This window comes from uncultured Lactobacillus sp. (assembly GCF_946477725.1).
GTDB lineage: Bacteria > Bacillota > Bacilli > Lactobacillales > Lactobacillaceae > Lactobacillus.
On sequence record NZ_CAMKZC010000002.1, the window covers coordinates 188,525 to 214,674 of the forward strand.

A 26,150-nucleotide genomic window follows, 5' to 3' on the forward strand; every position below is an offset into this window, starting at 1 on the left:
TCCCTATTTATTTGAATGATAAACTAGTTTTTTATAGTTAAAGCCAATCCATAGTACAAATATTAACAATAATCCAAAAATTACAGTTCCACAAATGAAAGTAAATTCAGCACTGTTATTTTTAAATAGTGCCCCAAAGCCTTGGGCGGTATATGGAGCAATTAATGTACCAATATTAGCAATTGTCATGACCACTGATGTAGAAAATGGTACTTGAGCAGGTGAAGTAAAAGCACCTACGCTTGACATTGTCGAAACCATTGTCATCGAAACTGAAATCCCTACCAGTATGACACCTATACTACTAACCAATAAGGAATTAGAAACACTAAATATAAAAAATGCTAATAGACCGCATCCGATGGAGATAGACAAAGAAAAGTTTTTAGTAGTTTGCGGTAAAGCCATGTAGATAAATCCACCTGCTGCCATTGCAAAAGACATTATTCCCAATAATGTACTTGCATCTTGAGCTGTGCCATATCCTTTTTCAATTACCAGAGTTGCAAACTTAATTGAAACAAAAGCAAAAATAGAATTAAATAAGAATATGAAGAGTGCTAAAAGCCAAATTTTCCCATTTATTTTTCGACTATTATTTTCAGGTTTTTCAGATTTATTGTTCTCTTGATCAATTCTTAAGTTCTTAGGTATATAAGCAAAAAACATGAGTAAGACTGGCAAAGCAACTGCATTAACCCAATAGGCCATGTGCCAACCATAATTTAGCAGCACCCCTGCCAAAAAAGTCATTAAAAACATCCCTAATCCTTGAACTACACTTGACCAACCAAGAAGTTGCTGTTGCTCTTTGCCGCTGAAAAGAGAAATGATTAAAGATTGAGAATACGATGCTAATAGTCCTGTTCCAATTCCGATTCCAATTCTTGACGTAAAAATTAACCCAAAATTATTACTAAGTGCAGGTACTATGCCACTAAGAAAAATTATAAATAAGCCTAAAATTATTGTGCTCTTAATTCCAATTTTGTCAGCTAAAATATTACTGATAGGTGTGAAAACAATTATTCCAAGTGATGAAACCGTCATGGTTAATTCAACAAGAGTTGGATTAACATTTGAGAAAGATTTAATCATTAAGGGTATAGTTGCAGCAGTTGCACCCGATGAAACAACAAAAATATTTAACAATAAGATTGCTAATTTTAAACCGAAATTCTTTTTATTCATTTTTGACTCCTAAGATCGCTGTTTGTTTAAATAAGTCATTGATTTTTTCAACTTCTTGTTCATTAAATGGTCTAAACCCAATACCCTTCATCTCTTTACTTAATTGATAAAGGGAATATTTCGCAAAGTTTTTCATATTTCCTGGTAATGTCAAGAAATCCCAAAATGGTACCAATTTACTTATTTTGCTAGTTAAGTTCTTATTTTCTAAAAATTCACCAATAGGGGTATGTATATCAAAAAACTCAACAATAGGTTCCTTAACAGTTAAATAGATATGATATTCTCCAGATGGCAAAGTATATTGAGCATGGTTGTCATTTACTATAAGCTCTCTAACATTTGAGAATTTCAGCATCATTTCACTGCCGTAGGGAATATGAACGTTAAAAGCAACATGAAATGCATCTTTAATTTCCCAATTTACTTTTACTAATCCAGTTGGCAATTTTATCTGACCAGATACTGTATGGAATTTTGTTGATATTGCTGGATCAAACTCAACATTGTTTCCAGATTGTTTTAGTCCAAGTAAGTATTCATATGCCCACGCCATTACTGAACCATTAGAATAGTGATTTAATGAATTCATACCATTTTCAGCTATTTTCCCTTGATCATCGAGAGAATTCCATCGTTCCCAAATTGTTGTAGCTCCATGATCAACTTCAAATAACCAACTTGGGTAATCTGTTTGCAAAAATATTCTTAAAGCCAGATTTTTCTGATTGTTTTCAGATAAGGCTGGCAATAAAATTGGTGTCCCCACAAATCCAGTATCTAAATGATTTTGCTTTTTTTCTATTTTCTCAACCAATAGATCAATGACCTTCTGTTTGGCATTTTCAGGGTACAAATGGAACTTTAAGCAAAGAGCTAAACCCGTTTGTGTATCCGCAACTGTAAGTCCATCTCCTGTATAAAAATGCTTGATAAAGGCCGTCTTGATTGAATTTGCCAGTTGACCATATTTCTCTTCTTCTTTTTTAAAATAAAGCACTTTAGCTGCATTTTTCACAATAAAAGAAGAATAGTAATAAAAAGCACAGGCAATCAAATCATCTGCAGTTTTACCCTTGAGTTTCAGAATATCTTCTGTGTCTAATGCTAGCCAATCGCCTAGTTGATCGTCACCTAACCACAAGAACTCATTACCAGCTTTTTTGGCCCTCTTGTGAATCCAGTCTACCCAGGATTTCATTTGCGAAAAGTTTTGTTTTAAGATTGATTTGTCTTGACTTCGTTGATATGAAATCCAGGGGATGATAGTCGCTGCATCACTCCATACAGCTTTGCCGCCGTCATCTGTATCAACTCTTGGCACATAAAGTGGAACTTTTCCCTCCTGTTCATCTTGTTCAATCGCTATATCTTTAGCAAATTTTTTAAAAAATGCGTAAGTTTCCATATTATAACTAGCTGTTTCGGCAAAAATAGCAGCATCTCCTGTCCATCCCAAGCGCTCATCACGCTGAGGGCAATCAGTTGGTATATCTATAAAATTTGATTTTTGCCCCCATTTAATATTTTCAAAAAGTCTATTTACTTTTTTATTATCAGTTTTTATATTGCCTGTTTCCTCCATATTAGAATACAAGGCAAAAGCCTTAAAATCGTCAGGATTAATTTCTTTAGCAAAATTATCCAATTTTACATATCTAAAACCAAAATAAGTAAAGTGTGGCCTGACCCACTTTGATTTACCATTACTTTTGTAGGTGAATTTTGCCCTAGCTGAGCGAAGATTATCTCTATAGAATTCTTCATCTTGCAAAATTTCACCATATTCTAACGTTACTTTTTGTCCTTGAGGCAAATTATTTTTAAATTCAACCCAACCAGCAATGTTTTGACCAAAATCTAAAACTGTAGAATTATTAGGTGTATGAATAATTTTTTTAACTTTGAATACTTCATGCTTTTTGACTGGTAAACTTAACCTGTCATTTAAGACGCCTTTAGTTTTTTGGCTTAAGTGTGCAGACTCTAAAACTTTTGGTGAAATAGTATCATCGTAATCTTCACCATAATATATTCCCGAATCAGTAATAGGTGATTTAATTACTTTCCAACTTTCATCTGTGGTAACTATTTGTTCACCATTTTTATTAGTAATTATCAAATTAGCAATAGCAAAAAGATCTGCACCATAGTTATTTGGTTGTCCACCATGAGTTTTTAGGCCCAGTTTACCTTTATACCAGCCATCCCCAACTAAAATTGAGATAGCATGATTGCCGCTACTTAAAAAGTCAGTTACATCATATGTTTGAATTTGAATATTACGAAAATAATTTGTAAAACCGGGGGTTAAATATTCATCACCTACTTTTTTATTGTCTATGTATACCTCATATAGTCCCAAAGCAGAAATGTAGAGCCTAGCATTATTTGCTTTCTCTACTGAAAACTTTTTGCTAAATATCACTGAATGAAGTTTATGAAAGTTGGTTCCAATCCAGTTTCCTTTTAAATTTTCATTAATAAGAGCCGTTTCAAACCAAGTTACTTTATCTACTATTTCATTTTTATTTCTAACGGACATAATTACATAATATTTGGTCCTTGGCTTTAAACTCAACGAAATATCATATATTAAGTCGTTAGCCGCCTCCCAGTTGGTTTGATAAATCGTTTTACCATTATTTTTAATCACCAATTTCCTTTCTAATTTTTGGTCAGTACCTTGATCTAAAAAGCCAACTATATGCAAAGAGTTATTAAAATCAAAACCTAATGGTTTAATCATATGATTTACTTCTATAGTTGTAAGCTTCATAAATATCTCCCCTTTCTGATATCGCTTACAAACAAATTATGGTATAATTTTAATAACTTTTTTTATGTTTTCTGTTTATTTTTTATGTTTTCTGCTGCAAAAGGAAATATTTTATGATAGATAAATATCTTGAGGAAATTTTAAATAACTTTCATCGCGCTACAGACTTGAACTTATATGTTTTTAAAAATCAATATGATCAAATAAGAAAGTACACATCTCCTTTAGCTCCAAACTTTCCACTGAGTTTATTAAAAGAATCAGATAATACAAGCAATAAATTAAATTTAATATTGTTTAATAATCAATGCGCCATGGGCTTTTTTAACATAAAAGATTTAAAAATTATTGGCTTAAACTTAAATTTTACAATTGCTAATAACAAAAATTATGATCGCCTAGCTCCACTATTAGGGTGGAATAAATTTTCACAAACCATGAAATGTCTTTATTTCATGATCTTTAATAATTGGCCAATAATTACAAAATCCAGTGAGACTTTTCCCCTAGGAGAAAATATTTCACTGGATAATAAGAAAAAAGCTTCTTACAAAGGATATCTTATAGAAACTGAATTAATGAAATCAGTTAGTAAAGGTAACTTAGATGAATATAATGATAACTTCAAAAAATTCGTTAAGTATGGTAATTTAGGCACATTTGGAGACAACAAGCTCAGAAATTCAAAGGATATGGCAATTGCTGCAACTACCTTATGTACTAGAGCAGCAGTTAAAGGTGGGGTTCCCGTATCTGAAGCATTTGGTCTCAGCGACGAAATAATAAAACAAATTGAAAAAGATACCGTTATATCTAACTACTATGAATACTCAAGAGCAATTGGTGAAATCTTTGTAGCTCGAGTTAACAGAGTAAAGAGGAATAACATAACTTCCATAGTTTATCGTGCACAAGAATACATTTTTTCTAACTTAACTTCTATCAAAAATATCAGTGAAATTGCCGCAGAACTAAATGTCAGTACCTCATATTTACAACATCTTTTTAAAAAAGAAAAAAACTCTTCCTTAGTAACTTATATGAACCAAGAAAAGGTAAATTTGGCTGTTCACGAACTGATTTTTACTAATAAAAAAGTAGAAGAAATCGCGTATGATGCTGGGTTTAGCAGTACAAGCTTGTTTTCGACTACCTTTAAACGTTTTAAGGGTCTATCGCCTTTAAAATATCGCAAAAAGTTTAAATAGCCGAAGGATGAAAATTTTATTTTCGAAAATTGCAATTTTCGTTAATTTATCAGGTAATTTGCCATTATATTTTTGAACTTTATAATAAAAATTATTACAATCTCTATGATGATTTTAGCAATTTATCCTAAAAGAAAAGGAATTTTTAAATTAGAAAATGAAAACGCATTCATCAGAATCATGTAAATTAGCTGACATAGGTGATTACCTGAAGGTTTTTGCTTGCAGCGCCGTTATGTCTCAACCAATAATGTCCTTAATTATGGGAGTGGGACAACCATATAATACGCAAGATATTTTTGGCGTTATGTATAATTTGGTTAAGTACACTGCTCCAGCATTTATCTTTGGCATTTTGTATACAACTATTCGTACTAACGATATTGCAGGCAATTTTTCATATCAAAAACATTTACGAGCAAACTGGTCAAATTTGTTTGTTCCTACAATCTGGTGGACTTTGATCTACTTGTTGGGAATGCCCTGGCTTCAGCAAATAAGAATGTTTAATAACTTCGGTACGTTTTGCTGGCAATTTGTCAACGGTAACGCTGCTCCTCATCTGTGGTATAACACCATGATGTTGCAATTTATACTTTTAATGCCACTTTTTTGGGGAATTAGTCGTTATGTTGGTAACAACGTAAAGAGAGGTTTATCAGTTGCTGGTATTACGTTTGTTTTGTATTTTGCTTGGCTGTGGTTTTATGACTTTTACGTTTTTCATGGGCCACACGAAAAAAGCTGGTACCTGCTGGATCGTATTTTCATTTCGTTCCTGATTTACGGTGTCTTTGGTGTATTGGCTTGGCAACTTAGGGATTACGTTAACACATTTTTATATAAATTTTGGTGGCTGATTTTAATTGGCTTTACTGCATGCTTTTTCTGGACTAATTTTGAATTGCATGGCTTTGGCCATCCGGTCCTTTTCGCAAACGCACCTTATTATAAACCGTCCATGACTTTTTACTGCTTAGCTGTAATTGCTTTGGTAGCTGCACTATGTCTATTTAATGTTAGGCACAAATCAGAGAAATGTTTAAAAGTTTTTCACTTTCTAGCAACCTATGCCTATAGAGCATATTTATCAAATGTATTTTGGGATCAACTGCTATGGCGTGGGTTAAATATGAGTTATCATGCCGTATATCACCCATTTCTAACATTTTTTGGCATGTGGATACTGACTTGGACATTGTCCTTCACTTCAGCATATTTTCTTCATATTTGGTGGTCAAAAACCAAAAGGTTCTTAAGTAGGCTTAGTTTAAAATAACAAAAAACACTTTGACGATAATAAAAGTCAAAGTGCTTTATTTTTATTACTTTTTTACTATAGAAGCAATACCTGCCATAATATTTAAGTATTGTTTTTCATTTGCCACAAAAGAGTCATTGTTAACAATAATATCTGCTATATCCTTTACTTTTAGCGCTCCATGCTTGATTTTGAACTGATCCTTCTTTTTGGTCCGTTCTACTATTTCATCAAAAGTAAAATTCTCGCCGTTATCGATTGTTTGCTTTTTATATTCTCTTTGTGCACGAACTTCAAGAGGCGCTTCAACGTAAATGTTCATCATTTTAGGACCCAGTTCTTTTTTTAGATAAACACCCAATTCTGAACGGTAGAGGCTTTCTATTGATGCATAATGAATATTTTCTTCTTGCATTTTACCTATTAAACGATATAAGAACTCTTTAAACACTTGTTCAGTGTCTTTGGCATAAAGATTGGTAAAATCTTGTTCTGATGGATGTCCAGTGAACTGATAATTACGTTCTATCATCATTTCTTTTTCTATTGCAATAATCTTCATTCGTTTGATACCAATGCTGTCAAAATAGATTCCAGCAGCTGATTTGCCACATTCACTTAATCCACCTAACGAAAACATACCTTTGACAAAATTTTTACGATTTTCAAAATTTTGCTCAGTAAATTCCATTTTCACGCCTCCATTAAAAACTAAAATACTGCGCTGTAAATTAACAGTGCAGTTTTAAAGTATACACGGGATATTAACCATTTGCAAGCGATTTCATGATAAATCAGGTGATTTTCATGACAAATTCGGCTCCGTCTGGTGTAGATAAGAAAATAGCTCCAGCTATTAACAAGAAACCGACCAAAAAAGCAATATATTTTGTTGTTTTAGAAAACCGACCAGCAAAACCAAGATAAATTAATATTGCTCCAAAGGCAAGACCTAAAACCATAATCCAAAATTTCATAAATTTCCTCCTATGTTACTATTTTCATCACTTACTTTTTATTGGTATCCAGGCCTCATCATATCTGATATGCTTTTGCGAATTATCTAAGACTAAAAGTAAGGAAGTTATGATATCACCATTTAAGAGATAATTATTTTCTTTTAAATAAGATCTTATAGAATTTAACCACCCCTTATTATCAATATTTTGAGCATTACCCACTACAACTGTATGCAAGCAAGTTTTGGAAGGGATAGTATTAACACGATTACTATTTTTTAAACCAAAAGCTTTGAAATATTTTTCGCTGATTAGCATTTCAATTTCTGGTTCAATCTTGGATGTTTTATTCAAAATATCTTTCTTTTTGTAACGGATTGAGCCATTGGTTATTGGCATTAACTCATTCCAAGTGCGATATTCATCTGTTTGTTCTTGATTACTTTTATGTGGGCCGTCCATTTCTCGTAAAAACAATGTTTTTAATGTTGGTGATTTTGTTATTTCAAAAAAACTGTGATAGTTCAAAACTTTTTGTAAAAGCTTTATGTTGTGAGTCATTACTTCTATAGAAGCGTTGATACGTTCAAATTCTTTTTCAGAATCATGCAAATTTTTTACTAAAAACTTTAAAGCAATTTGTTCATTTGAAGCATTTAAGACATCCAGTGTGTCATTAAGAGTTAAACCCGACTGACTAAGATACCTAGCCATGAAAATTCGATATGTATCATTTAGATTAAATTGTCTTTGATTATTATTGCCCACTCTTTTAGGGTTGATTAATTTTTTTCTCTCATAATATTCTATACCCTTAATGGAAATCCCAAAATACTTACCCAGCTGTGAAGAAGTATAGACATAGGGATACGCTTTATGATCTATCATTTTTCTACTTCCTTTGTATGCTTATAGCTATATTAAAGCAGAAAAAAAGACTTTAACATATTTTGTCAAAATCTTTTTAATTTTTTTAACTAGTTTTCATTCAATTTAGAAACGGCATCTTTAGCTGTAGCGCGTCCAAATACTCCACAATTTAATAATGACATACCATCTCCAAAATAATCGATTCCCATTACTCCACTGTCAGCACATGAACCGGCTGCGTATAATCCTGGAACGGGCTTTTCAGTATTATCGAGCACCTGACCGTTTTCATTAATTTTTGCTCCAGTATAGCCATCAGTACAAATCTGTGGCATTCTTAAAATATAAAACGGCGCGGTAATTTTAATCATGTTCTCTCTATTTTTGTGGAAGTCCTCATCTTTTCCTTTTTCACAGAGTATATTGTACCGCGAAACTGTTTCTTTGAGTTTATCAGGATTAATTCCAACATCTTTTGCCAATTTTTCAAGAGTATTTTCTTTATAACCAAAGTTCTTACCGTGAATTGTCTTTTTGGTTAGGCCTAATTCAGTCATAACTGGGTACTTTTCTGCTGTCTTCTGCCCATAAACGGCGTAGCCTTCATCGTAACCATTACGCCAGCATCTTTTAGTAAACTCAAATGTGAAATCATCTTCAGAAACCAGTCTCTGACCGCCACCATCAACACATAAGACATCATAGTTTGGTAAAGTAGGAGATTCTGGAATTGCTTCAGGAAATTTATCTCCAAAAGAGACACCGTAAAAGTAATACATAAATTGCAAATAAGGAACGTTTATTATTTTGGCATTAACCTGCTTGAAAAAGTTTAAAGCTGATCCATCACCATTGCCAACTATTACCTCTATATTAGTCATTTTAGGATTAAGTTCTTTAATTTTTGCCATATTTGCGGTATAAGAACCTGTTCCAACTATTACCGCTGACGCATATATCGACAGTTTATCACCATCTACAGTGGTTGCTTTGACACCTTTAACTTTTCCATCTTCCACGATTAGCTCATCTACTTTTGTTCCCAATCGCAGATCTATACCTTTTGCTTTGGCTGAATCAACCAGAGCATGAATTAAAGTTGTTCCCATACCCTTAATAGTGTGAGCCCGTTTTGTTAATCTTGGCTTTTTAGGAGCTATATTAACCACTTTATCCCATTTTATTCCCTGATTTTCTAAAAATGAAATATAATCTGCAGACTCATTAGCTAGCTTGCGTAACAATTTGGGTTCAATATTTGGCTCATCACCATAAACAGTCATTAAATCATTATAAAAGTCATCGGCTGAGTCCTTAATCCCCCTTCTCTTTTGTTCATCCGTATCAGCACCCATGACAAATCCTTGTGCACGAGTAGTAGAGCTGCTATAAGTTTGTCCCGCTTCAAGAAGGACTACTCTAGCACCTTCATCTGCTGCTTCAATTGCTGCACTAAATCCAGTTAACCCTGCTCCAATAGCTATAATATCTGTATGTATTTCCTTATGTTTAGCAACAGGTTTTTGAATTTTGCGATTTGCAAAAGACTCAGGGTTACCACCCGCTTTTGAAATTGCTTTTGCAACACCAGAAAGGTATGCATTTGAAGAAACTGTTGCACTAGTAATCACATCAACAGCAGTAGACTGATTCTTTATTATTTTATTCTTTAATAGATCAAATGCCATTCCGCCAATTACTGGTGTATCAGTATATTCTGGTACAACAATATTTGTAATTCTATTATCTTTAAATGTGACATTGATCGATGCCCTGCCAGTACCAGGCAGTCCCTGGTTTTCTTTAAAAGACTTTACTTCAACTGTATAATTACCATCTTTTACAGTAGTTTCTGTTCCGACTTCTACACCATTTAACTGATTCTCAATATCTATTAGAGCTTCGTTAAAGCCCTTAGAAGTTCTTGATGCTCCAGAAATCACATCAACTTGAAATTTTTTACTTTTATTTGCAGCATCTACAAGTTTTGGTAGGGCTTTTTCACCGACATCTTTGGTTTCATCACTTGAAACTAACTCTATTTCACTTAATTTATTGTCAGCAAATTCTCCTTTTAAAACTATTTGACTCTTAAAACCCTGACCTTTACCTACAAATGATTTCTTAGTCATTTTTATTTCTCCTTATCAAATATTTTTTACAAATTTATTTTAATTGATGAAGTAAGTTCATCGTCAAGATGATAAGTGATAAAAGTCACAATTTTTTATAAACAAAAATATCTTGCTGCCAATGCAACAAGATACAGTGCCAATTTTTATAAAAGCTCTAGCACTTAAATACATTTCACTTTCCTATGTGATTTTCATTATAAAGTCCGCTCCGTCTGGTGTAGCTATAAAAATGGCTCCAGCTAACAGTAAAAATCCTGCTAAAAAAGCAATATATTTTGTTGTTTTAGAAAACCGACCAGCAAAGCTAATGTATATTAGTATTGCTCCGAAAATTAGTGAAAGAATCATAACCCAGAAACCCATAAATATCACCCCGTTTTAAATAAATCTAGTTATAAACAAAATTTTGTCCTTTAATAAATACTGCACTAATTCTAAAAGAAATTCCGCAATAAATGTAAATTGCTTTTAAAAATAAAAGAAAATTTAAGTTTTTTTGTTGAGATAGCTGTTTATTTTATACGTTATCTTGTTTTTTCTTATCATTTAGGCTTGATTAAGATTTTTGTTACCTTAAAATGAGCGTTCAACTGAATACAAAAAGCCCTCATCAATAGAGATGAGAGCTTTTCATCAGATAATTTTATCAATAATATCTATTTCATTTGTTCTTTTACTTCAGCAGCAAAGTCTTCTTGCTTCTTTTCAATACCTTCGCCAACTTCGTAGCGCTTGTAGCCGACAACTTCGCAGCCTTCTGATTTAGCATATTCTGCTACAGTCATGTCGCCACCTTTAACATAAGGTTGGTCTACTAAACAAATTTCACTAAGATACTTGTTTACTCTACCTTCAACAATCTTAGGAATAATCTTAGCAGGTTTGCCTTCATTTTCAGTTTCTTTAGTGAAAACTTCTTTTTGACGATCAAAGTCAGCTTTTGGTACAGAATCTTTATTCAAGTATTCTGGATTAATTGCAGCAACATGCATTGCAATATTTTTAGCAGCTTCTTCACTGTCTCCCTTAAGGGTAACAACAGCGACAATTGCACCACCATTATGCTTGTATGCACCAAAGACTTCGTCATCATTTTTAGTAATTAAATCAAATCTTCTTAAAGTGATTTTTTCACCAATAACTGCTGTTAAATTAGTGATAGCATCACCAATTGTTGAATCACCTAGCGGAGCTTTCAATGCTTCGTCAACATTTGCTGGTTTCGCTGCCAAAATAGCTTTGGTAACATCATCTACCAACTTAATGAATTTATCATTAGATGAAACAAAGTCAGTTTCTGAGTTGACTTCAACCACAACTGCATCGTTGCCATCAAAAGCATATTCAGCAAGACCTTCGGCTGCGATACGGCCACTCTTCTTAGCAGCTTTAGCAACGCCATTTTCTCTTAAAATGTCAATTGCTTTTTCAATATCACCATCAGCTTTAACCAAAGCCTTCTTGGAATCCATCATACCAGCACCTGTGCGGTCACGTAATTCTTTTACTTGTTTAGCAGTAATACTTGCCATTATTTTTCCTTCCAAATAAAAACTTATTGATAATTAAAAACTAGTCTTCATCTGAGTCAGAAGTTTCTTCAGCTTCTACTGCTTTTTCTGCATCATTTTCAGTATCAGCATGCTTTTCTTCTGCACCCTTAGCCATTTCAGCCTCGGCATCATCGTCATCTTGACCTTGTTTACCTTCAATAACAGCGTCAGCCATGGCACCAGTAATTAAACGAATTGCACGGATAGCGTCATCATTTGCAGGAATGACTACGTCAACTGGATCTGGATCAGTGTTAGTGTCAACCATAGCAACAACAGGAATACCAAGAATGTTAGCTTCGTGAACAGCAATCTTTTCTTTCTTAGGATCAACTACGAATAAAACATCAGGAATTCTAGGCATATCTTCAATACCACCTAAGAATCTTTCCAATTTATCCTTTTCTTTAGTTAAAAGAGAAGCTTCCTTCTTTGGCAACACATCAAATGTGCCATCTTCTGACATCTTCTTCAAATCTTTTAATCTTTGTACTCGGCTTTGGATAGTCTTCCAGTTAGTCAAAGTACCACCTAACCAACGTTGGTTAACGTAGTATTGACCAGCACGAGTAGCTTCCTCAGCAATTGAATCTTGTGCTTGCTTCTTAGTACCAACAAAAAGAATAACGCCACCATTTTGAGCAACGGCTCTAACAAAGGCATAAGCATCATCCAACATCTTGATGGTTTTTTGCAAATCAATGATGTAAATACCATTTCTTTGGGTGAAGATATAAGGAGCCATCTTAGGATCCCATCTTCTAGTTTGGTGACCAAAATGGACACCAGCTTCAAGCAATTGTTTCATTGAAACTACTGACATATTAAATTCCTCCTACGGTTTTAATCCTCTCAAGCGGTCATTTCAGTATTTCACCATTGTGTGGCACCAAAATACTGATCGCTCTTGATGTTTTCTACATATATGCTAAAACGCATACGTTAAAATAATACTAGATTATTGCTGAAGATGCAAGACTAAAAGTCAACTTTATGCTCTTTTAAAAACTTTTCTTTCCATATTCTGTTATGGTGCTTAAACCAATATTCTCTTTTAAGTGCCAAATTTTTATCTGGAAATTCTTCATGATAAATTAATTTTACTGGCCTGCGTGATTTGGTGTATTTAGCACCATTACCTTTGTTATGTGCCTCTAATCTTTTTTGTAAATCATCTGTAAAACCCCCATAAAAGCTGCCATCGCTACACAACAAAACATAAAAAAAGTATTTTTTAATTTTTTCCCTTTTAGCCTTTTCTTGTTTCGTCTCACGAATGATACACTGAATAGCGGGAAGATAATTGCCTTGTTGATCGTGTACCTCAATTGCATCCCTTAACACTAATCCGGCGCTACCTGTATGCTTAACTGCTTCAATAATTATCAAATTGCAGTCTTCTCCGCGGTGAGAAACGTATGGTTGGATCACTTTAATACTCAAATCATGCTGAAGACAAAAATAAGCAATTTCATTTAACCGCTCAGGTCTGTGAACCATAAACATTTTCCCCTTCATCTTAAGCAAACCGCTCGCCACGGCAATTATTTCTTCAAGATTAATTAATATTTCGTGCCTGGCAATGGCTTTTGCTGGATCAGGATTAACTTTATGGTTTGGCGCCACTTTAAAATACGGTGGATTTACGACAATAACATCATAAGAATCCTTTCTTAAGAATTTCGGGGCATCCTTAACATTTTTTTGAAAAACTTGAATCCTGTTTTCCATCTGGTTTAGTGCAATAGATCGTTTTGCCTGTGATGCCACTTCTTTTTGAATTTCAATTGCATCATATTTGGCACGATTAAAATAGGCCATGTACATTGTAGCTGCGCAATTACCGGCACATAAATCAGCTACTTTAGAATTGTCTTTAATAACATTTTTTGCGGCCGCCGCTAATAAGAGCGTATCTAAAGAAAAACTAAAAGAGGTCTTATTCTGAATAATTCGTAAATCATCACTATACATATAATCAATGCGTTCATTTTTCAATAATTTTGCCATAAAAATTTGTCCTCTTCCTCAGCTTTGTTATAATATTCTACATCAATTGGAGGAAATTATGTTTTATCATTTTATTCGTCCCGTAGCTCGCTTTATAGTTTGGCTATTAAACGGACATCTACACGTTAATCATAAAGAAAGAATACCAGAAGGCAATTATATTTTAGCAGCACCGCACAGAACATGGTGGGAACCAATATTGTTTGCACTTGCCGCTAGCCCCAAAGAATTTATGTTTATGGCTAAGATAGAATTATTCAAAAATCCCATATTGCGCTTTATCTTAAAACACGCTCATGCCTTTCCCGTCGATCGGAAGCATCCTGGACCTTCAGCTTTAAAAACACCAATTAAGGGTTTGAAAAATGGGAACTTTTCTTTAATCATATTTCCATCTGGTACCAGACATTCAGCTGAAATGAAGGGTGGCACTATTGCCATTGCCAAGCTGTCAAATAAGCCTATAGTCCCCGTCGTTTATCAAGGGCCCCTCACATTTACCGGATTGTTAAAGCGGCAACCTTTGGAAGTTTGTTTTGGCGAACCATTCATGGTTGATCGTAAAACTAAGCTTACGCATGAAAATGAGGCACTCATAGATAATAAATTGAAAAAAGCCTGGGATAAAATTGATTATGAGCAGAACCCAAGTTTTCATTACCATCCTCAATAAAAAGAGATGATTTTACATAAAAATTATTTTATTCCAGTGTTAGAATATTAGTGTAAAAATGTCAGACGGAGGATTTTGAAAATTGTTAGAAAAAACTTTTTATAGAACAATGTTAAGTAAGTCTTTCCCGTTCCCGGTTAAAGTGACCTATTGGGACGGTAAAAGCGAAATATATGGAAACGGTACTCCGAGTATTGAGATTATTTTTAACGAGAAAATCCCAACCAGCGCTATTTCTAAAAATGCTTCTTTAGCTCTGGGGGAAGCATACATGGATAAAAAAATTGAGATTAAAGGTAGTTTGCAAAAATTAATTTGCGGAGCTTATGAAAGTGCAGGAAGCTTTTTGCGCTCCAGTAAATTCCGGAAATTTTTACCAAAAGAAAAGCATACGGAAGAACAAAGCGAAAAAGATGTTCAAAGTCATTATGATATTGGTAATGATTTTTATCAATTATGGCTCGACCCTACTTTAACTTATTCCTGTGCTTATTTTGAAAATGAAAATGATGACCTTGAAACTGCACAGTTGGCAAAAATACATCATATTCTCAACAAATTAAATCCAGAAAAAGGGAAAACCCTGCTTGATATTGGTTGTGGTTGGGGAACACTCATGCTGTTAGCTGCAAAAGAATACGGCCTGAAAGTGACTGGTGTAACCCTGAGTGAAGAACAATATAAGTTAGTGCAAAAGAAAATTTATGATCAAAACTTACAGGATGTTGCTGAAGTTAGGTTAGAGGACTATCGCGAATTAGGCAATCAGCAGTGGGACTATGTAACTTCTGTCGGCATGTTTGAACATGTTGGTAAAGAAAACTTAGGCCAATATTTCGGAGATGTTGCGAAATACCTGAAAAAGGACGGAGTCGCTTTAATTCACGGCATTACTCGCCAGCAAGGTGGTGCTAAAAATGCTTGGCTTAATAAGTACATTTTCCCGGGTGGTTATATTCCTGGCTTAGCAGAAAATATTGACCATATTATTGCAAATAATATGCAAATTGCAGACATCGAAATGCTAAGAAGGCATTATCAAAAAACTTTGGAAATTTGGGATCATAATTTCAACAGCAAACGAGGTCAAATTGAAAAGAATATGGGCGAACGTTTTACCCGAATGTGGGATCTATATTTACAGGCTTGTGCTGCTTCCTTTGAATCGGGAAATATTGATGTTGTGCAATATCTCATTACCAAAGGACCATCTGGTAAAAATTTACCTATGACGAGGAAATATATGTTAAACAAGTAAAAAATTATCATATACAAAAAAGCTGATAAAACGAAATTTATCAGCTTTTTTTATTTGTAAAAAACAGAAAATATTTTTAAGGCTCAAAAATTTTTCCTGGGTTGATGACATAGTTAGGGTCAAATAGCTTTTTAACTTTACGTAACAAATCAGTATATTCTTTGCCGTAAAAGTCTTCAAAGTAATTTGCTCTGGCATAACCAATTCCGTGTTCACCTGACATATTACCATCAAGAGATTTAGCAGTCTTATATAGCTCAGAAATAACCTTATTGCTAGTCTTGACATATTCTTCATCTGTCATATTGTCAGAGCAAAGATAGATATGCAGGTTACCATCACCAGCATGGCCAAAGTTTGGAATGCGAATATTTAGTTCCTGTTCAAGTTCTTCAATACGATCCAAAACTACAGGAATGTGATTTATTGGTACACAAACATCAATTTCGTCCATTTTTGGAGTGGACTTTTGAATAGCTAAAAGCAATTCTTCACGACATTGCCATATTTTCTTGGCTTCTTCAGAATCAGCACCCAGGACAACAGCTTTTTCAGCTTTAAACGGCTTTACTACTTCCAAAGTTTCCTTCAGCTCAGCCTTCCACTCATCTTCAGTAAAGGCATCAATACCAATCATAATGAAGCCATCACCTTTTTTAAGTGGAAATTCATCTTTAGCATATGATTCCCACAATTTAATTACTTTGCGTCCCATAAATTCAACAGTTGTTGGCACAACACCTGATCTTAAAATAGCCGGAACGGATTTAATTGCATCATTTAGAGTTGGAAATGGAATAATAGCATTTATTGACTTGTGAGGTTTTGGATATAACCGGATTGTAACTTCCGTTATAACCCCAAGAGTACCTTCAGCACCGATAAACAAATCTTTTAACGAATAACCTGACGATGATTTAACTGCTTTGGAGCCAAATTTATATAACTTGCCATTTGTCAAAACAGCCTTGATCTCACGAATATGCTCTCTAGTTACACCGTACTTTATAGCCTTAAGACCACCGGCGTTTGTTGAAACATTTCCTCCTATTGTAGCCCAATGCATAGCAGGTGCTGGCATATAAACAAATGGCTTATCAGCACAAAACTCGTCTAGGTCCTTCAACCTGATTCCTGCTTGAACTGTCATTGTCAAGTTTTCAGGATCGTATTCTAAAATCTTATTCATCTTGATCATATCAAGTGAAATTCCGCCATCAACTGTCAAGTTAGCTCCCATTAAACCGGTGGAATTACCCCTTGGAACAATAGGTATTGAGTTGTCACTTGCATATTTAACAACATTCATAACTTCTTCATTAGTTGTTGGTTGAATTACCAAATCTGGCATTGCCCTCACAGTCCGAAATTGGTCATGATCCCAGTGCTTTGTGGGATTAGTAATAAATCTTTCTGGATCTGAGATAAATTTTCTTAAATTTTCCAAATCAGTTTCATTGATTTTATGATATTCCATTATAATTCCCTTCTTACTAAAAAGCATAGTATCCTATGCTTATAAATTAATTTACTCTATACTGCAAACGCTGTCAATAGTGTATATATTTATAACGTATATAAATATTTTCCAAGTTAAAAGTCCATTAAAAGTTTCAATTAGACTTCTTTAATCCTAGAAAATAAAAGCTTTTAATTTGGTTTCTTTTATTAAAAATAGACACAATAAAACCTCCAAATTGAGATAATTTGGAGGTTTTATCAAAGCTTTTAATCGAGTACCGTTTTTACTTTTGACTGTTCTGTAAAGTATATAAGTTATAATAATAACCTTTTTGTGAAAGAAGCTCTTCGTGATTGCCCCTTTCAACGATTTTACCATCATTTAATACAATAATTTGATCTGCATCTACAATAGTTGAAAGTCTGTGAGCAATAGCAAGAGTAGTACGACCCTTACGAAGCCGTTTCAACCCCTGTTGAATAAGCGTTTCGGTTTCAGTATCAACGTTTGCCGTAGCTTCATCTAAAACTAAAATTTTGGGGTCAGTAACTAATGTACGAGCAAATGAAATAAGTTGTCTTTGTCCTTGGCTAAATTCACTTCCTCCTTCACCCACTTTTGCATGGTATTTACCAGGAAGATTTTCAATAAAACCATCCGCCTGAACGGTTTCAGCAGCCTTTTTTATTTGTTCATCCGTAATATCTTTATTATAAAGACGGATATTTGAGTTTATATCCCCATAAAACATGAACGGTTCTTGCAGGACCAGGCCTAGTTTTTTACGTAACTCAGCTTTTGGATACTTTTTGATATCAACTCCGTCAATTAAGACTTCACCCTGATAGAATTCATAAAAACGCATCATCACGTTTATAATTGAACTTTTACCTGAGCCAGTATGACCTACAATACCGAGAGTCTCACCGGGATTAACGGTGAATGAAATATCATGTAAAATTTCGTTTTTACCATCGTAAGAAAAACTGACATGCTTAAATTCAATTTTTCCTCGATTTATTGTTAGGCCTGCTTCAGCATTTTGTTTAGGTTCATAATCAGTATTATCTAAAATCCGGAAAATTCTCTTACCCGCAACAATACCGTCCTGAAAGAAAGTCATTTGATCCATCATATTAGCGATTGGATTGAAAAACTGTGAGATGTACTGTGAAAATGCATAAACAACACCAGCTGGTACAAAAGTTTCCCTTAATGGAAAACCAAAATACATTAAAGTTAAAGCGAGGGCGAGCGAATACAGTAGACTAGTCAAAGGGGAAAGTAAAAGTGAATTAAGATTAATCATATTGAATCTTGTTTTCATTAAGGCTGTATTTTCATCCTCAAAATGATTAGTCATACGCTTTTCCTGCTTAAATTGCTGAATTAACGAAACCCCTTCGATTGATTCATTCAGATTGGTATTAATGCGACTTAATCTTTCACGATAACTGCGGTAAAGTTTGGAACTTCTTTTAGAATATTGCCATATTATTACCAAGAGTAAGGGCAGAAAAGCCAACACAATCAATCCAGCCATCACATTTGTAGAAAACATTGCCACCATGGCTGAAATAATTGAGAAAAACGACATTACAACACTGGATAAAACGGTAAGAAAGTTACTCAATGTCATAGTATCATTAGTTACTCTCGAAACTATCGATCCAGCCGGAGTTTGATCAAAGTAGCGCATTCCCAGAGTATGTAATTTTTGATATAATTCCGCACGCAAGCCTTCAAGCGATTTTTCAGAACCTAAAGCAAAGAAGTACTCATAAGTGAATTGCAAAATCCCTTTGACAACTGAACCAAAAGCATAGAGAAAACCAGCAAATAATATTATTTGAGTGGTTACATCTGCTTTTACCAAAAAGTTATCTAAAAAATACTGTAAACCATAAGGCAGCAGAACATTAATAATACTTACTAAAAGCGCTCCAACTCCAGCAATAATCATTTCGTTCTTAAAATGCATTACGAAACGCAAAAGGCGTTTAAAAATACTGAGCTGTTCTTTTACCGGTATTTCTTGAGACCAAACTGATTGAAATGAGTTTTCATCATCCATCTTATTCACCCACCTTATCTTCTAATTCCTGTCTTTGCCACATATCGGCGTACCAGCCATTTAGTTCGAGCAACTGATCGTGAGTACCTCTTTCAACAATGCGGCCGTCTTTTAATACTAAAATTAAATCGGCGTTCATGACAGAAGTAAGTCTGTGTGTAGCAATTAAAGTTGTATTGCCTTTTCTTTCTTTCTTTAAAGAATGCAAAATGGCCATTTCTGTTCTGGCATCAACAGCAGAGAGAGCATCATCTAAAACTAATATTTGACTGTGCTTAAGTAAAGCTCTCGCAATCGACATCCTTTGCTTTTGCCCACCAGAAAGTGAAACACCATTTTCACCAACCAGGGTGTTGTAGCCACCCGGCATTTCTAAAATGTCATTGTGTAAATCACTCTTTTTTGCGGCAGTGATAATTGCATCCTTATCACTGTCTGCATTTGAAAATGCAATGTTCTTTTGAATACTAGTAGAAAATAAATAATTATCCTGAGGTACATAAGAAATTTGCCGCAATAAAACATTAAGTGGAATTTCTCTAATATCATACCCATTTAGAGTTATCTGGCCATCATATTTGTCAAATTCTCTTAGCAAAAGCTGAATTATAGTTGTTTTACCGGCTCCAACTTTACCAACAAGTCCCAAAGTTTGTCCCGTTTTTAGAGTAAAATTAATATTATTCAGCACTTGAACATTTGGTTCATCCGGATATGCGAAAAATTTAACGTGATAATCAAGATCCCCTGCTATGTCCTTAGCCGAAATCTTTTGATCTGCAAATTTATCAGTAATTTCTGATTTTTCTTCCAGCAACTTTTCTATACGGTCGTAACTGGCACTACCACGCTCTAAGATGTTAAAAAGATAACCAATCGCAAACATCGGCCAAACCATATTGCCAATATATGCAATAAAAGAAACCAGTTGACCAATGGTAAGAGCTTTATTGAAAACCAAAAGACCACCATAAATAATGGTAATAGTATAGGTTAAACCAATAAGCAATGTTCCTAAAGGATCAAACAGTGAATCCCATTTAAAAACTTGTTTATTAATTTTAATGGTGTCTTCAACCATCTGGTCAAAAGCGGCAGTATCTTCTTGACCCTGACCAAATGTTTTTAAAACTTTAATACCTGAAACTGATTCTTGAGTTTTATTATTCAGCCTTGAAAAAGCCGCTTGGGATTTGTCAAATGCATCGTGAAGCCTGTCACCTAATTTCCAAGCTCCCCAAGCTAGAAATGGTAATGGCAAAAGAGCAACAATCGTCAGGCGCCAATCAACAAATGCAATCATTGCAACCATAGTCGATACACTCATGATAAGAGAATCCACCAAAGTTAAAACGCCTTCACCCGCAACTTCCTGGACAGCTGAAACATCATTTGTGGCATGAGCCATTAAGTCCCCGGTTCTGTGACGTTGATAAAAAGTACGATCCATCGCCATAAAGTGATCAAATAATTTCGATCTCAATTGCAATTCAAGTTCAGCAGCTCCACCCCATATTTGTCTACGCCAAAAATAGCGAAAGCCATAAAGCAAAAGGGCGGAGAAAATAATAGCTAAAATTAACAGACTATATTCTTGCCAGCTAATGTGACCTTTATCCAATTGATCTGCCATTAAGCCTAAAATTCTCGGTGGTACTAAGTTAACAACAGATGTAAGTGCTAAAAATGTAATACCGATGAGGTAACGCTTTTTCTCTTTTTTAAAGAACCATCCTAATTTAAAAAATATTCCCATTATTCACCTTAAAATTCAGTAAAAAAGCGGAGAAATTATTCTCCGCCGCACTAATTCAATCTAGTAAAATTGTTATTTTTGGTGCTTCATCATGTTCATCACTTGGTTGACCTTCTTAGCCGAAGGCTTTTGGCCCATTTGAGACATCATAGCAACAATCATATCTTCACTGATTGGCGGATTATCTTTAAAATATTTTTTCATATATGATCTAGCACCATAGAAGCCCCCTACAAGGCCCAATAATAGTGCAATCACAATCAGAAAAATCGCTAATCCTAAATTCATAAAAAATCACCTCAATTTGTCCAATAGTTATATCTTACCTAAAAAATAAGGAAAATTAAAGATCAAAGTTAATCTTTTCTTAAACCTTTTTTTCTTTGAGCTCGCTTTGCTTTCTCAGACGTAATTTCCTTACCATTCTTGTCAATTATGACTAAATTTTCAACATCTTGCTTGAAGCCAGCTCTAAAATTTTTGATAAATTCCTGGTGTAATTCCTTACGTTCTTTCTCTTCAGCTTCAGTTAAGCCTACGGATTTCTTTTTGTGATAAAGCTCATTAATACGATTGATTAATTTTTTTTCGGGATCTTCACTCATCTTTGCACCTCTCAATTAAAAAATTCTACCTTATTTTGGCAACGAAAAAAAGTATAAATTTTTTAGAACGTTTGTTTGCATTAAACGAAATATTTTGCTAAAATTAAATATATAAGAAAACGTTTATAATACTGGAGATAATTATGACAACTAAACAAAATACTAAGCAGTTGCAAATTCTACGCTATATATATGAAACAGTTGAGGACAGAGGATTTCCTCCTACTGTACGCGAAATTTGTCATGCTGTAGATTTATCTTCAACTTCAACTGTACACGGCCATTTATCTAGGCTAGAAAATAAAGGTCTACTGATCAAGGATGCCACCAAACCAAGAGCTCTGGAAATAACCGATGCAGGTAAAAAGGCAATTGGCGTCCAGCCGAAAGAAATTCCCGTAGTTGGTGATGTCACAGCTGGTCAACCGATTTTGGCTGTTGAAGATATAGAAGATTACTTTCCCTTACCTCCAGATCTGGCAAACGATGCCGGAGATCTTTTCATGTTGAGAGTTCATGGTGAAAGTATGATCAACGCTGGTATCTTAAACGGAGACAATGTCATTGTCCGTAAGCAGTCTTCAGCAATCAACGGAGAAATTGTAGTTGCTATGACCGATGAAAATGAAGCTACAGTCAAGAGATTTTACAAAGAAAAAGATCACTATCGCCTGCAACCGGAAAATGATACTATGGCACCGATTATTTTGTCAAGCGTTCACATTTTAGGCAAAGTGGTAGGACTGTATCGTAACACTATTATTTAACAACATGACTTTATAGCATTATTGGGGTTAGTAAAAATCATTTTTTACGAGTTTCAATAGTGCTTTTTTTCTGCAAAATTTCTCCTACTTTTTCTAGCACTTTTTTCTGCATCTTTAATTTGTTTATTTTTGCATTTATAACAGCGATTTTATCCTTAATTAACTTTAAGTTTTGTTTACGCTGCTTTTCAGTACTACACGACTCATCATGTAGTTTTTTTATGTCCTTTATTTCTTGAAGTGAAAAGCCTAAGCCTTGGAACTCTTTAATTGCTTCAAAAATATCAGTTTCGTTTTCAGTAAACCAATAGTTTCTTCCCTTACGACCAGGATTTAATAATTTTAAATAGATATAATGTCTAACGGTATCAGGTGTAGTATTTTCCTTTTGAACAAATTCTTTTAAATACATAATTATTTCCTTGACGTTGGGTCGACCCCAGATGGTTAAATTTTGGTGGAGGTATCAAAATGTCATATCTTACAATCTTATTTAATATTATATATGGTGTTATCATGATTAGCGCCAGCTTTTTATCTTTTACTAGTTTGCCAATTTGGCTAATCATGATCAACGTTTTGTCCGCATTAGGCATTATTGCCGGAAGTTTTCTAAAAAAACCACTTTTAACTACTATATTTCTAGTAGCAGTTTTACTTACCGCTCTAGCAAATGGAATTTTTCTTTACGGACAAACCACTTGGTCTCACTGGTTTATCAGACTTATTTTGACTATTATTTTGATTTGCTTGAACTTTAAGTATTTTTAGATATTTATCTAGCAAAATTCCTGTTAATAGTCAAGCGTAACTTCTCAAAATACTGTCATGATGGCAAGAAATTGACTTTCCACAACTAATGCTTTAAACCAAATCACAAACTTTATATTGAAAATATACTTCAAAATGTTGTTTCTAAAGCTTTTATGTTATTTGCTTGTGAATTGTGCGGCTGTTTCACTTTGGTTCCACAGCAGTATTTTTTCACAAACTTGGTTAAATTTCCTTAATAATATTTGCTGCCAAATTAATGGCTGTCTCATGAGCATCCCTGCCCCAGCCTCTGTCATCATGCTTTTCTATGTCTTTAAGAGAATCTGCCGTAAATAATATTTGTGCAAAGTCGACCCCTCTAAATTGTGCACACGCAGCCATAGCAGCACATTCCATCTCTACACAAGAGGCTCCCAACTCTTTAGCCTGCTTTACTTTCTTGACTGTTTCCCTAAAGAAGCCATCAGTTGTCCAGGTAGTTACTTCTTCAACCTTAAGACCTTCTTCTTTCAGCAATTTTTTGGTCTTAGTTAAAAACTCTGACTTTAAGTCAATATACGTTCCTGGTTTCAGATAATGAAAGGATGTGCCCTCGTCTCTAATAGCTTTTGTAGGCACTAGAAAATAGTTCTCTGGTAAATCAACTAAGCAGCCTGCTGATCCTATTGCTAAAATTTGTTTAACACCATAGCTTATTAACCAATCTAATAGCTCTACAGCAGCTGCAGCACCTATCTTTGCCTGACAAAAAGTAATTTTTTGTCCGTCTAAATCAACCTCGTAAATAGGGGTTTCTCCTTCAAAACAGTCAAAGAACCCTAGCTTTTTATGAGGATAACGAGCCAAAAAATCACTGATTACAGCAGGAGTTAAGAATGCAAACAGCAGCTTAGGCTGAAAATGAAAGTTATTAATTTCTTGTTCGTGATCTGGTTCTAGAACAGACTGCTTTTCAGGATCAAAATTTAATAAAAATGGTTCTTTCATAATTCTTCTCCTCAATAAAAATATATTGTTAAAGATTTTAACATAAACAAAAAAGAGAATCATCCCTTTTGGGAATGGTTCTCTTTCACTTAAGCGTGAATTAGCGACGCTTTTCTGCAATTCTAGCAGACTTGCCGTGACGATCACGTAAGTAATAAAGTTTAGCACGACGTACACGACCGTGACGCAATACCTCAACTTTAGCAACACGAGGATCGTTTACAGGAAAAGTACGTTCTACACCAACTCCAGATGCCATTTTACGCACTGTGTAGCTGGCACCAATTCCAGTGCCCTTACGCTTAATTACAACGCCTTCAAACATCTGAATACGTTCATGTGAACCTTCAACAACACGCACGTGAACACGAACTGTGTCCCCTGCACGGAAGTCAGGAATATCATCACGTAATTGTTCTTTAGTTAATTCTTGAATTAATGGATCCATTTTTATTTTCTCCTTCTGCGGCATTCATTAGCGTTTTCTACGTCAGCGGAATACCCCTAACTATTAGTGCAAAATAAATTTACACCTCAATCATACTAGCAAAAATATCAGGTAAAATCAAGTTTGATCTTCTTCTTGTTTTATTTCTGTCAGCATTTTTTCTTCTTCTGCACTTAAAGCATGTTGCTCAAGTAAATCTGGTCTGCGTAAATAAGTTGCACGCAATGCTTCTTTATGACGCCACTGCGCAATTTTTTGGTGATTGCCTGAGGTTAAAACTGCAGGAACTTTCATTCCTTGAAAATTCTCCGGTCTAGTGTATTGGGGATATTCCAGTAACCCATGAGCAAAGCTTTCTTCCACTGGTGAAGCATCATTACCTAAAATTCCGGGAATTAACCTGACTGTAGCGTCTATCATACTCATTGTTGGCAGTTCACCACCTGTCAAAACATAATCACCGATTGAAACAATTTCATCAGCCAAATCATAAACGCGTTGATCAAAACCCTCATAATGACCGCAAATAAATGTCAGGTTTTCTGCTTGAGACCAATCCTGCGCCATTTTTTGATTAAAAGTTTTACCCTGCGGCGCGGTAATGATTACTTTACCTTTATTCTTAATTGAGTCGAGTGCTTTTTTGATCGGCATAATTTGCAAAACCATGCCAGCGCCCCCACCATAAGGACTGTCATCAACGTGATGGTGAATATCAGAGGTAAAATCACGAAAATTGACTAAATTGAGCTGCCATTTGCCATCATCTAGCCCACGCCCAAGCATCGAAGTCGTGAGCGGGGTAAACATGTCAGGAAAAAGCGTCAATACATTAATCTTCATTGCGTAATCCTTCCAAAAGTTCTACATAAATCTTTTTATGTGCAATATCTATTTTCTTAACTACTTCATCAATATAGGGAATTAAATATTCATTACCATTTTGTTCGGTAACTTCCCAAACATCGTTTGCACCGGGGGTCTCAATACCAGTTATTTTGCCCAAATCATTGCCTGACTGATTATCTATGATTGCACAACCCAAAATATCGCGGTAATAATATGCTCCATCAGGCAGATCATGTTGATTTTGCTCGCTGACAACTAGTGTTTTTCCTAGCAATTTTTCAGCGCTATCAATATCAGTTATTTCATTAAATTGCACTAGCCAAAATTGCTTAAAAGGTCTACCGCTTTTAACAGTTAATTTGGTTTGCGGATTATCCTTTAAAGCTAGTTCTTGGTTTGAGGCAAAGCGTTCTTCAGGAAAATCAGTAATCAGAGCAACTTTTACCTCTCCTTTTAGTCCATGGGTAGACAATATACGCGCAACATCATAAAATTGCATAGTTTCTCCTACTCAAAGAAAAAAGCTTGAAG

The 26,150-nt window shown here is 34.6% G+C and carries 26 protein-coding genes; 6 read left to right on the plus strand and 20 right to left on the minus strand.

The features are described 5' to 3' along the window. Window positions 1-3: 3 nt before the first annotated feature. Window positions 4-1,191, minus strand: coding sequence for an MFS transporter (locus Q0R51_RS02200; RefSeq protein WP_294756362.1), 1,188 nt, complete (start codon window positions 1,189-1,191; stop codon window positions 4-6). Continuing rightward, window positions 1,184-3,970, minus strand: coding sequence for a family 78 glycoside hydrolase catalytic domain (locus Q0R51_RS02205; protein ID WP_294756363.1), 2,787 nt, complete (start codon window positions 3,968-3,970; stop codon window positions 1,184-1,186). The genes Q0R51_RS02200 and Q0R51_RS02205 overlap by 8 nt, the downstream gene beginning before the upstream one ends. Before the next feature lie 113 nt (window positions 3,971-4,083). Here Q0R51_RS02205 and Q0R51_RS02210 point away from each other — a divergent pair, with 113 nt between their 5' ends. Together Q0R51_RS02210 and Q0R51_RS02215 are read left to right on the plus strand one after the other, a co-directional pair. Further along, a complete protein-coding gene (locus Q0R51_RS02210; protein ID WP_122026161.1) occupies window positions 4,084-5,178 on the plus strand; it encodes an AraC family transcriptional regulator in 1,095 nt (364 codons plus the stop codon). Between the two features lie 157 nt (window positions 5,179-5,335). Then, window positions 5,336-6,457 carry an acyltransferase family protein gene (locus Q0R51_RS02215; protein ID WP_294756365.1) on the plus strand — a complete coding sequence of 374 codons (1,122 nt, stop codon included), beginning with the start codon at window positions 5,336-5,338 and terminating at the stop codon, window positions 6,455-6,457. 46 nt (window positions 6,458-6,503) lie between these two features. Here the strand turns inward: Q0R51_RS02215 and Q0R51_RS02220 are convergent, their stop codons facing one another. The 8 genes from Q0R51_RS02220 to Q0R51_RS02255 form a co-directional block, all read right to left on the minus strand. Beyond that, complete coding sequence (locus tag Q0R51_RS02220) at window positions 6,504-7,130, minus strand: hypothetical protein (protein WP_294756366.1); 627 nt, start codon at window positions 7,128-7,130, stop codon at window positions 6,504-6,506. Window positions 7,131-7,233: 103 nt separating this feature from the next. Then, on the minus strand, window positions 7,234-7,416 hold the full coding sequence (locus Q0R51_RS02225; protein ID WP_122037689.1) for a hypothetical protein: 183 nt from the start codon (window positions 7,414-7,416) through the stop codon (window positions 7,234-7,236). 27 nt (window positions 7,417-7,443) lie between these two features. Next, the gene (locus Q0R51_RS02230; protein ID WP_294756368.1) at window positions 7,444-8,286 is read right to left on the minus strand and encodes a MerR family transcriptional regulator; all 843 of its coding nucleotides are present in this window, start codon (window positions 8,284-8,286) and stop codon (window positions 7,444-7,446) included. Window positions 8,287-8,375: 89 nt separating this feature from the next. Next, entirely contained in the window at window positions 8,376-10,400 is a 2,025-nt protein-coding gene (locus Q0R51_RS02235) for an FAD-dependent oxidoreductase (RefSeq protein WP_294756370.1), read from the minus strand. Window positions 10,401-10,583: 183 nt separating this feature from the next. Continuing rightward, window positions 10,584-10,766 (minus strand): hypothetical protein, encoded by a 183-nt coding sequence (locus Q0R51_RS02240; protein ID WP_294756372.1) that lies wholly within the window; start codon window positions 10,764-10,766, stop codon window positions 10,584-10,586. Between the two features lie 293 nt (window positions 10,767-11,059). Further along, on the minus strand, window positions 11,060-11,935 hold the full coding sequence (gene tsf / locus Q0R51_RS02245; RefSeq protein WP_294756374.1) for a translation elongation factor Ts: 876 nt from the start codon (window positions 11,933-11,935) through the stop codon (window positions 11,060-11,062). 40 nt (window positions 11,936-11,975) lie between these two features. Continuing rightward, window positions 11,976-12,779, minus strand: coding sequence for a 30S ribosomal protein S2 (gene rpsB / locus Q0R51_RS02250; RefSeq protein ID WP_122026169.1), 804 nt, complete (start codon window positions 12,777-12,779; stop codon window positions 11,976-11,978). 155 nt (window positions 12,780-12,934) lie between these two features. Beyond that, window positions 12,935-13,966 (minus strand): GIY-YIG nuclease family protein, encoded by a 1,032-nt coding sequence (locus Q0R51_RS02255; RefSeq protein ID WP_294756378.1) that lies wholly within the window; start codon window positions 13,964-13,966, stop codon window positions 12,935-12,937. A gap of 58 nt (window positions 13,967-14,024) precedes the next feature. Here Q0R51_RS02255 and Q0R51_RS02260 point away from each other — a divergent pair, with 58 nt between their 5' ends. Then, window positions 14,025-14,639, plus strand: a complete 615-nt coding sequence (locus tag Q0R51_RS02260; RefSeq protein ID WP_294756380.1) for a 1-acyl-sn-glycerol-3-phosphate acyltransferase — start codon at window positions 14,025-14,027, stop codon at window positions 14,637-14,639. 82 nt (window positions 14,640-14,721) lie between these two features. Continuing rightward, window positions 14,722-15,897, plus strand: a complete 1,176-nt coding sequence (locus Q0R51_RS02265) for a cyclopropane-fatty-acyl-phospholipid synthase family protein (RefSeq protein ID WP_294756382.1) — start codon at window positions 14,722-14,724, stop codon at window positions 15,895-15,897. Window positions 15,898-15,973: 76 nt separating this feature from the next. On the opposite strand, the gene Q0R51_RS02270 is transcribed toward Q0R51_RS02265, so the two are convergent. From Q0R51_RS02270 to Q0R51_RS02290, 5 genes are all read right to left on the minus strand, one after another. Beyond that, on the minus strand, window positions 15,974-17,374 hold the full coding sequence (locus Q0R51_RS02270; protein WP_294756383.1) for an FAD-binding oxidoreductase: 1,401 nt from the start codon (window positions 17,372-17,374) through the stop codon (window positions 15,974-15,976). 268 nt (window positions 17,375-17,642) lie between these two features. Then, complete coding sequence (locus tag Q0R51_RS02275; protein WP_294756384.1) at window positions 17,643-19,433, minus strand: ABC transporter ATP-binding protein; 1,791 nt, start codon at window positions 19,431-19,433, stop codon at window positions 17,643-17,645. 1 nt (window position 19,434) lies between these two features. Then, window positions 19,435-21,189: an ABC transporter ATP-binding protein gene (locus tag Q0R51_RS02280; RefSeq protein ID WP_294756385.1), complete on the minus strand. Its 1,755-nt coding sequence runs from the start codon at window positions 21,187-21,189 to the stop codon at window positions 19,435-19,437. Between the two features lie 72 nt (window positions 21,190-21,261). Further along, window positions 21,262-21,477 (minus strand): YneF family protein, encoded by a 216-nt coding sequence (locus Q0R51_RS02285; RefSeq protein WP_046325029.1) that lies wholly within the window; start codon window positions 21,475-21,477, stop codon window positions 21,262-21,264. A gap of 68 nt (window positions 21,478-21,545) precedes the next feature. After that, window positions 21,546-21,794 carry a DUF896 domain-containing protein gene (locus Q0R51_RS02290; RefSeq protein ID WP_046325031.1) on the minus strand — a complete coding sequence of 83 codons (249 nt, stop codon included), beginning with the start codon at window positions 21,792-21,794 and terminating at the stop codon, window positions 21,546-21,548. A 143-nt stretch (window positions 21,795-21,937) separates the two neighbouring features. Here Q0R51_RS02290 and lexA point away from each other — a divergent pair, with 143 nt between their 5' ends. Next, window positions 21,938-22,561 carry a transcriptional repressor LexA gene (gene lexA, locus Q0R51_RS02295; protein WP_294756387.1) on the plus strand — a complete coding sequence of 208 codons (624 nt, stop codon included), beginning with the start codon at window positions 21,938-21,940 and terminating at the stop codon, window positions 22,559-22,561. Window positions 22,562-22,598: 37 nt separating this feature from the next. Here the strand turns inward: lexA and Q0R51_RS02300 are convergent, their stop codons facing one another. Beyond that, on the minus strand, window positions 22,599-22,973 hold the full coding sequence (locus Q0R51_RS02300; RefSeq protein ID WP_294756388.1) for a MerR family transcriptional regulator: 375 nt from the start codon (window positions 22,971-22,973) through the stop codon (window positions 22,599-22,601). A gap of 59 nt (window positions 22,974-23,032) precedes the next feature. Between Q0R51_RS02300 and Q0R51_RS02305 the strand changes: the two genes are divergently transcribed. Then, the gene (locus Q0R51_RS02305; RefSeq protein WP_294756390.1) at window positions 23,033-23,332 is read left to right on the plus strand and encodes a hypothetical protein; all 300 of its coding nucleotides are present in this window, start codon (window positions 23,033-23,035) and stop codon (window positions 23,330-23,332) included. Between the two features lie 225 nt (window positions 23,333-23,557). Here the strand turns inward: Q0R51_RS02305 and Q0R51_RS02310 are convergent, their stop codons facing one another. From Q0R51_RS02310 to rimM, 4 genes are all read right to left on the minus strand, one after another. After that, the gene (locus Q0R51_RS02310) at window positions 23,558-24,325 is read right to left on the minus strand and encodes a nucleoside phosphorylase (protein WP_294756405.1); all 768 of its coding nucleotides are present in this window, start codon (window positions 24,323-24,325) and stop codon (window positions 23,558-23,560) included. Between the two features lie 97 nt (window positions 24,326-24,422). After that, window positions 24,423-24,770 (minus strand): 50S ribosomal protein L19, encoded by a 348-nt coding sequence (gene rplS, locus Q0R51_RS02315; protein ID WP_034981588.1) that lies wholly within the window; start codon window positions 24,768-24,770, stop codon window positions 24,423-24,425. A gap of 117 nt (window positions 24,771-24,887) precedes the next feature. Continuing rightward, window positions 24,888-25,613, minus strand: coding sequence for a tRNA (guanosine(37)-N1)-methyltransferase TrmD (gene trmD, locus Q0R51_RS02320; protein WP_294756392.1), 726 nt, complete (start codon window positions 25,611-25,613; stop codon window positions 24,888-24,890). Continuing rightward, entirely contained in the window at window positions 25,603-26,118 is a 516-nt protein-coding gene (gene rimM / locus Q0R51_RS02325; RefSeq protein ID WP_294756394.1) for a ribosome maturation factor RimM, read from the minus strand. Before rimM ends, trmD begins: the two co-directional genes overlap by 11 nt. Window positions 26,119-26,150: the final 32 nt, after the last annotated feature.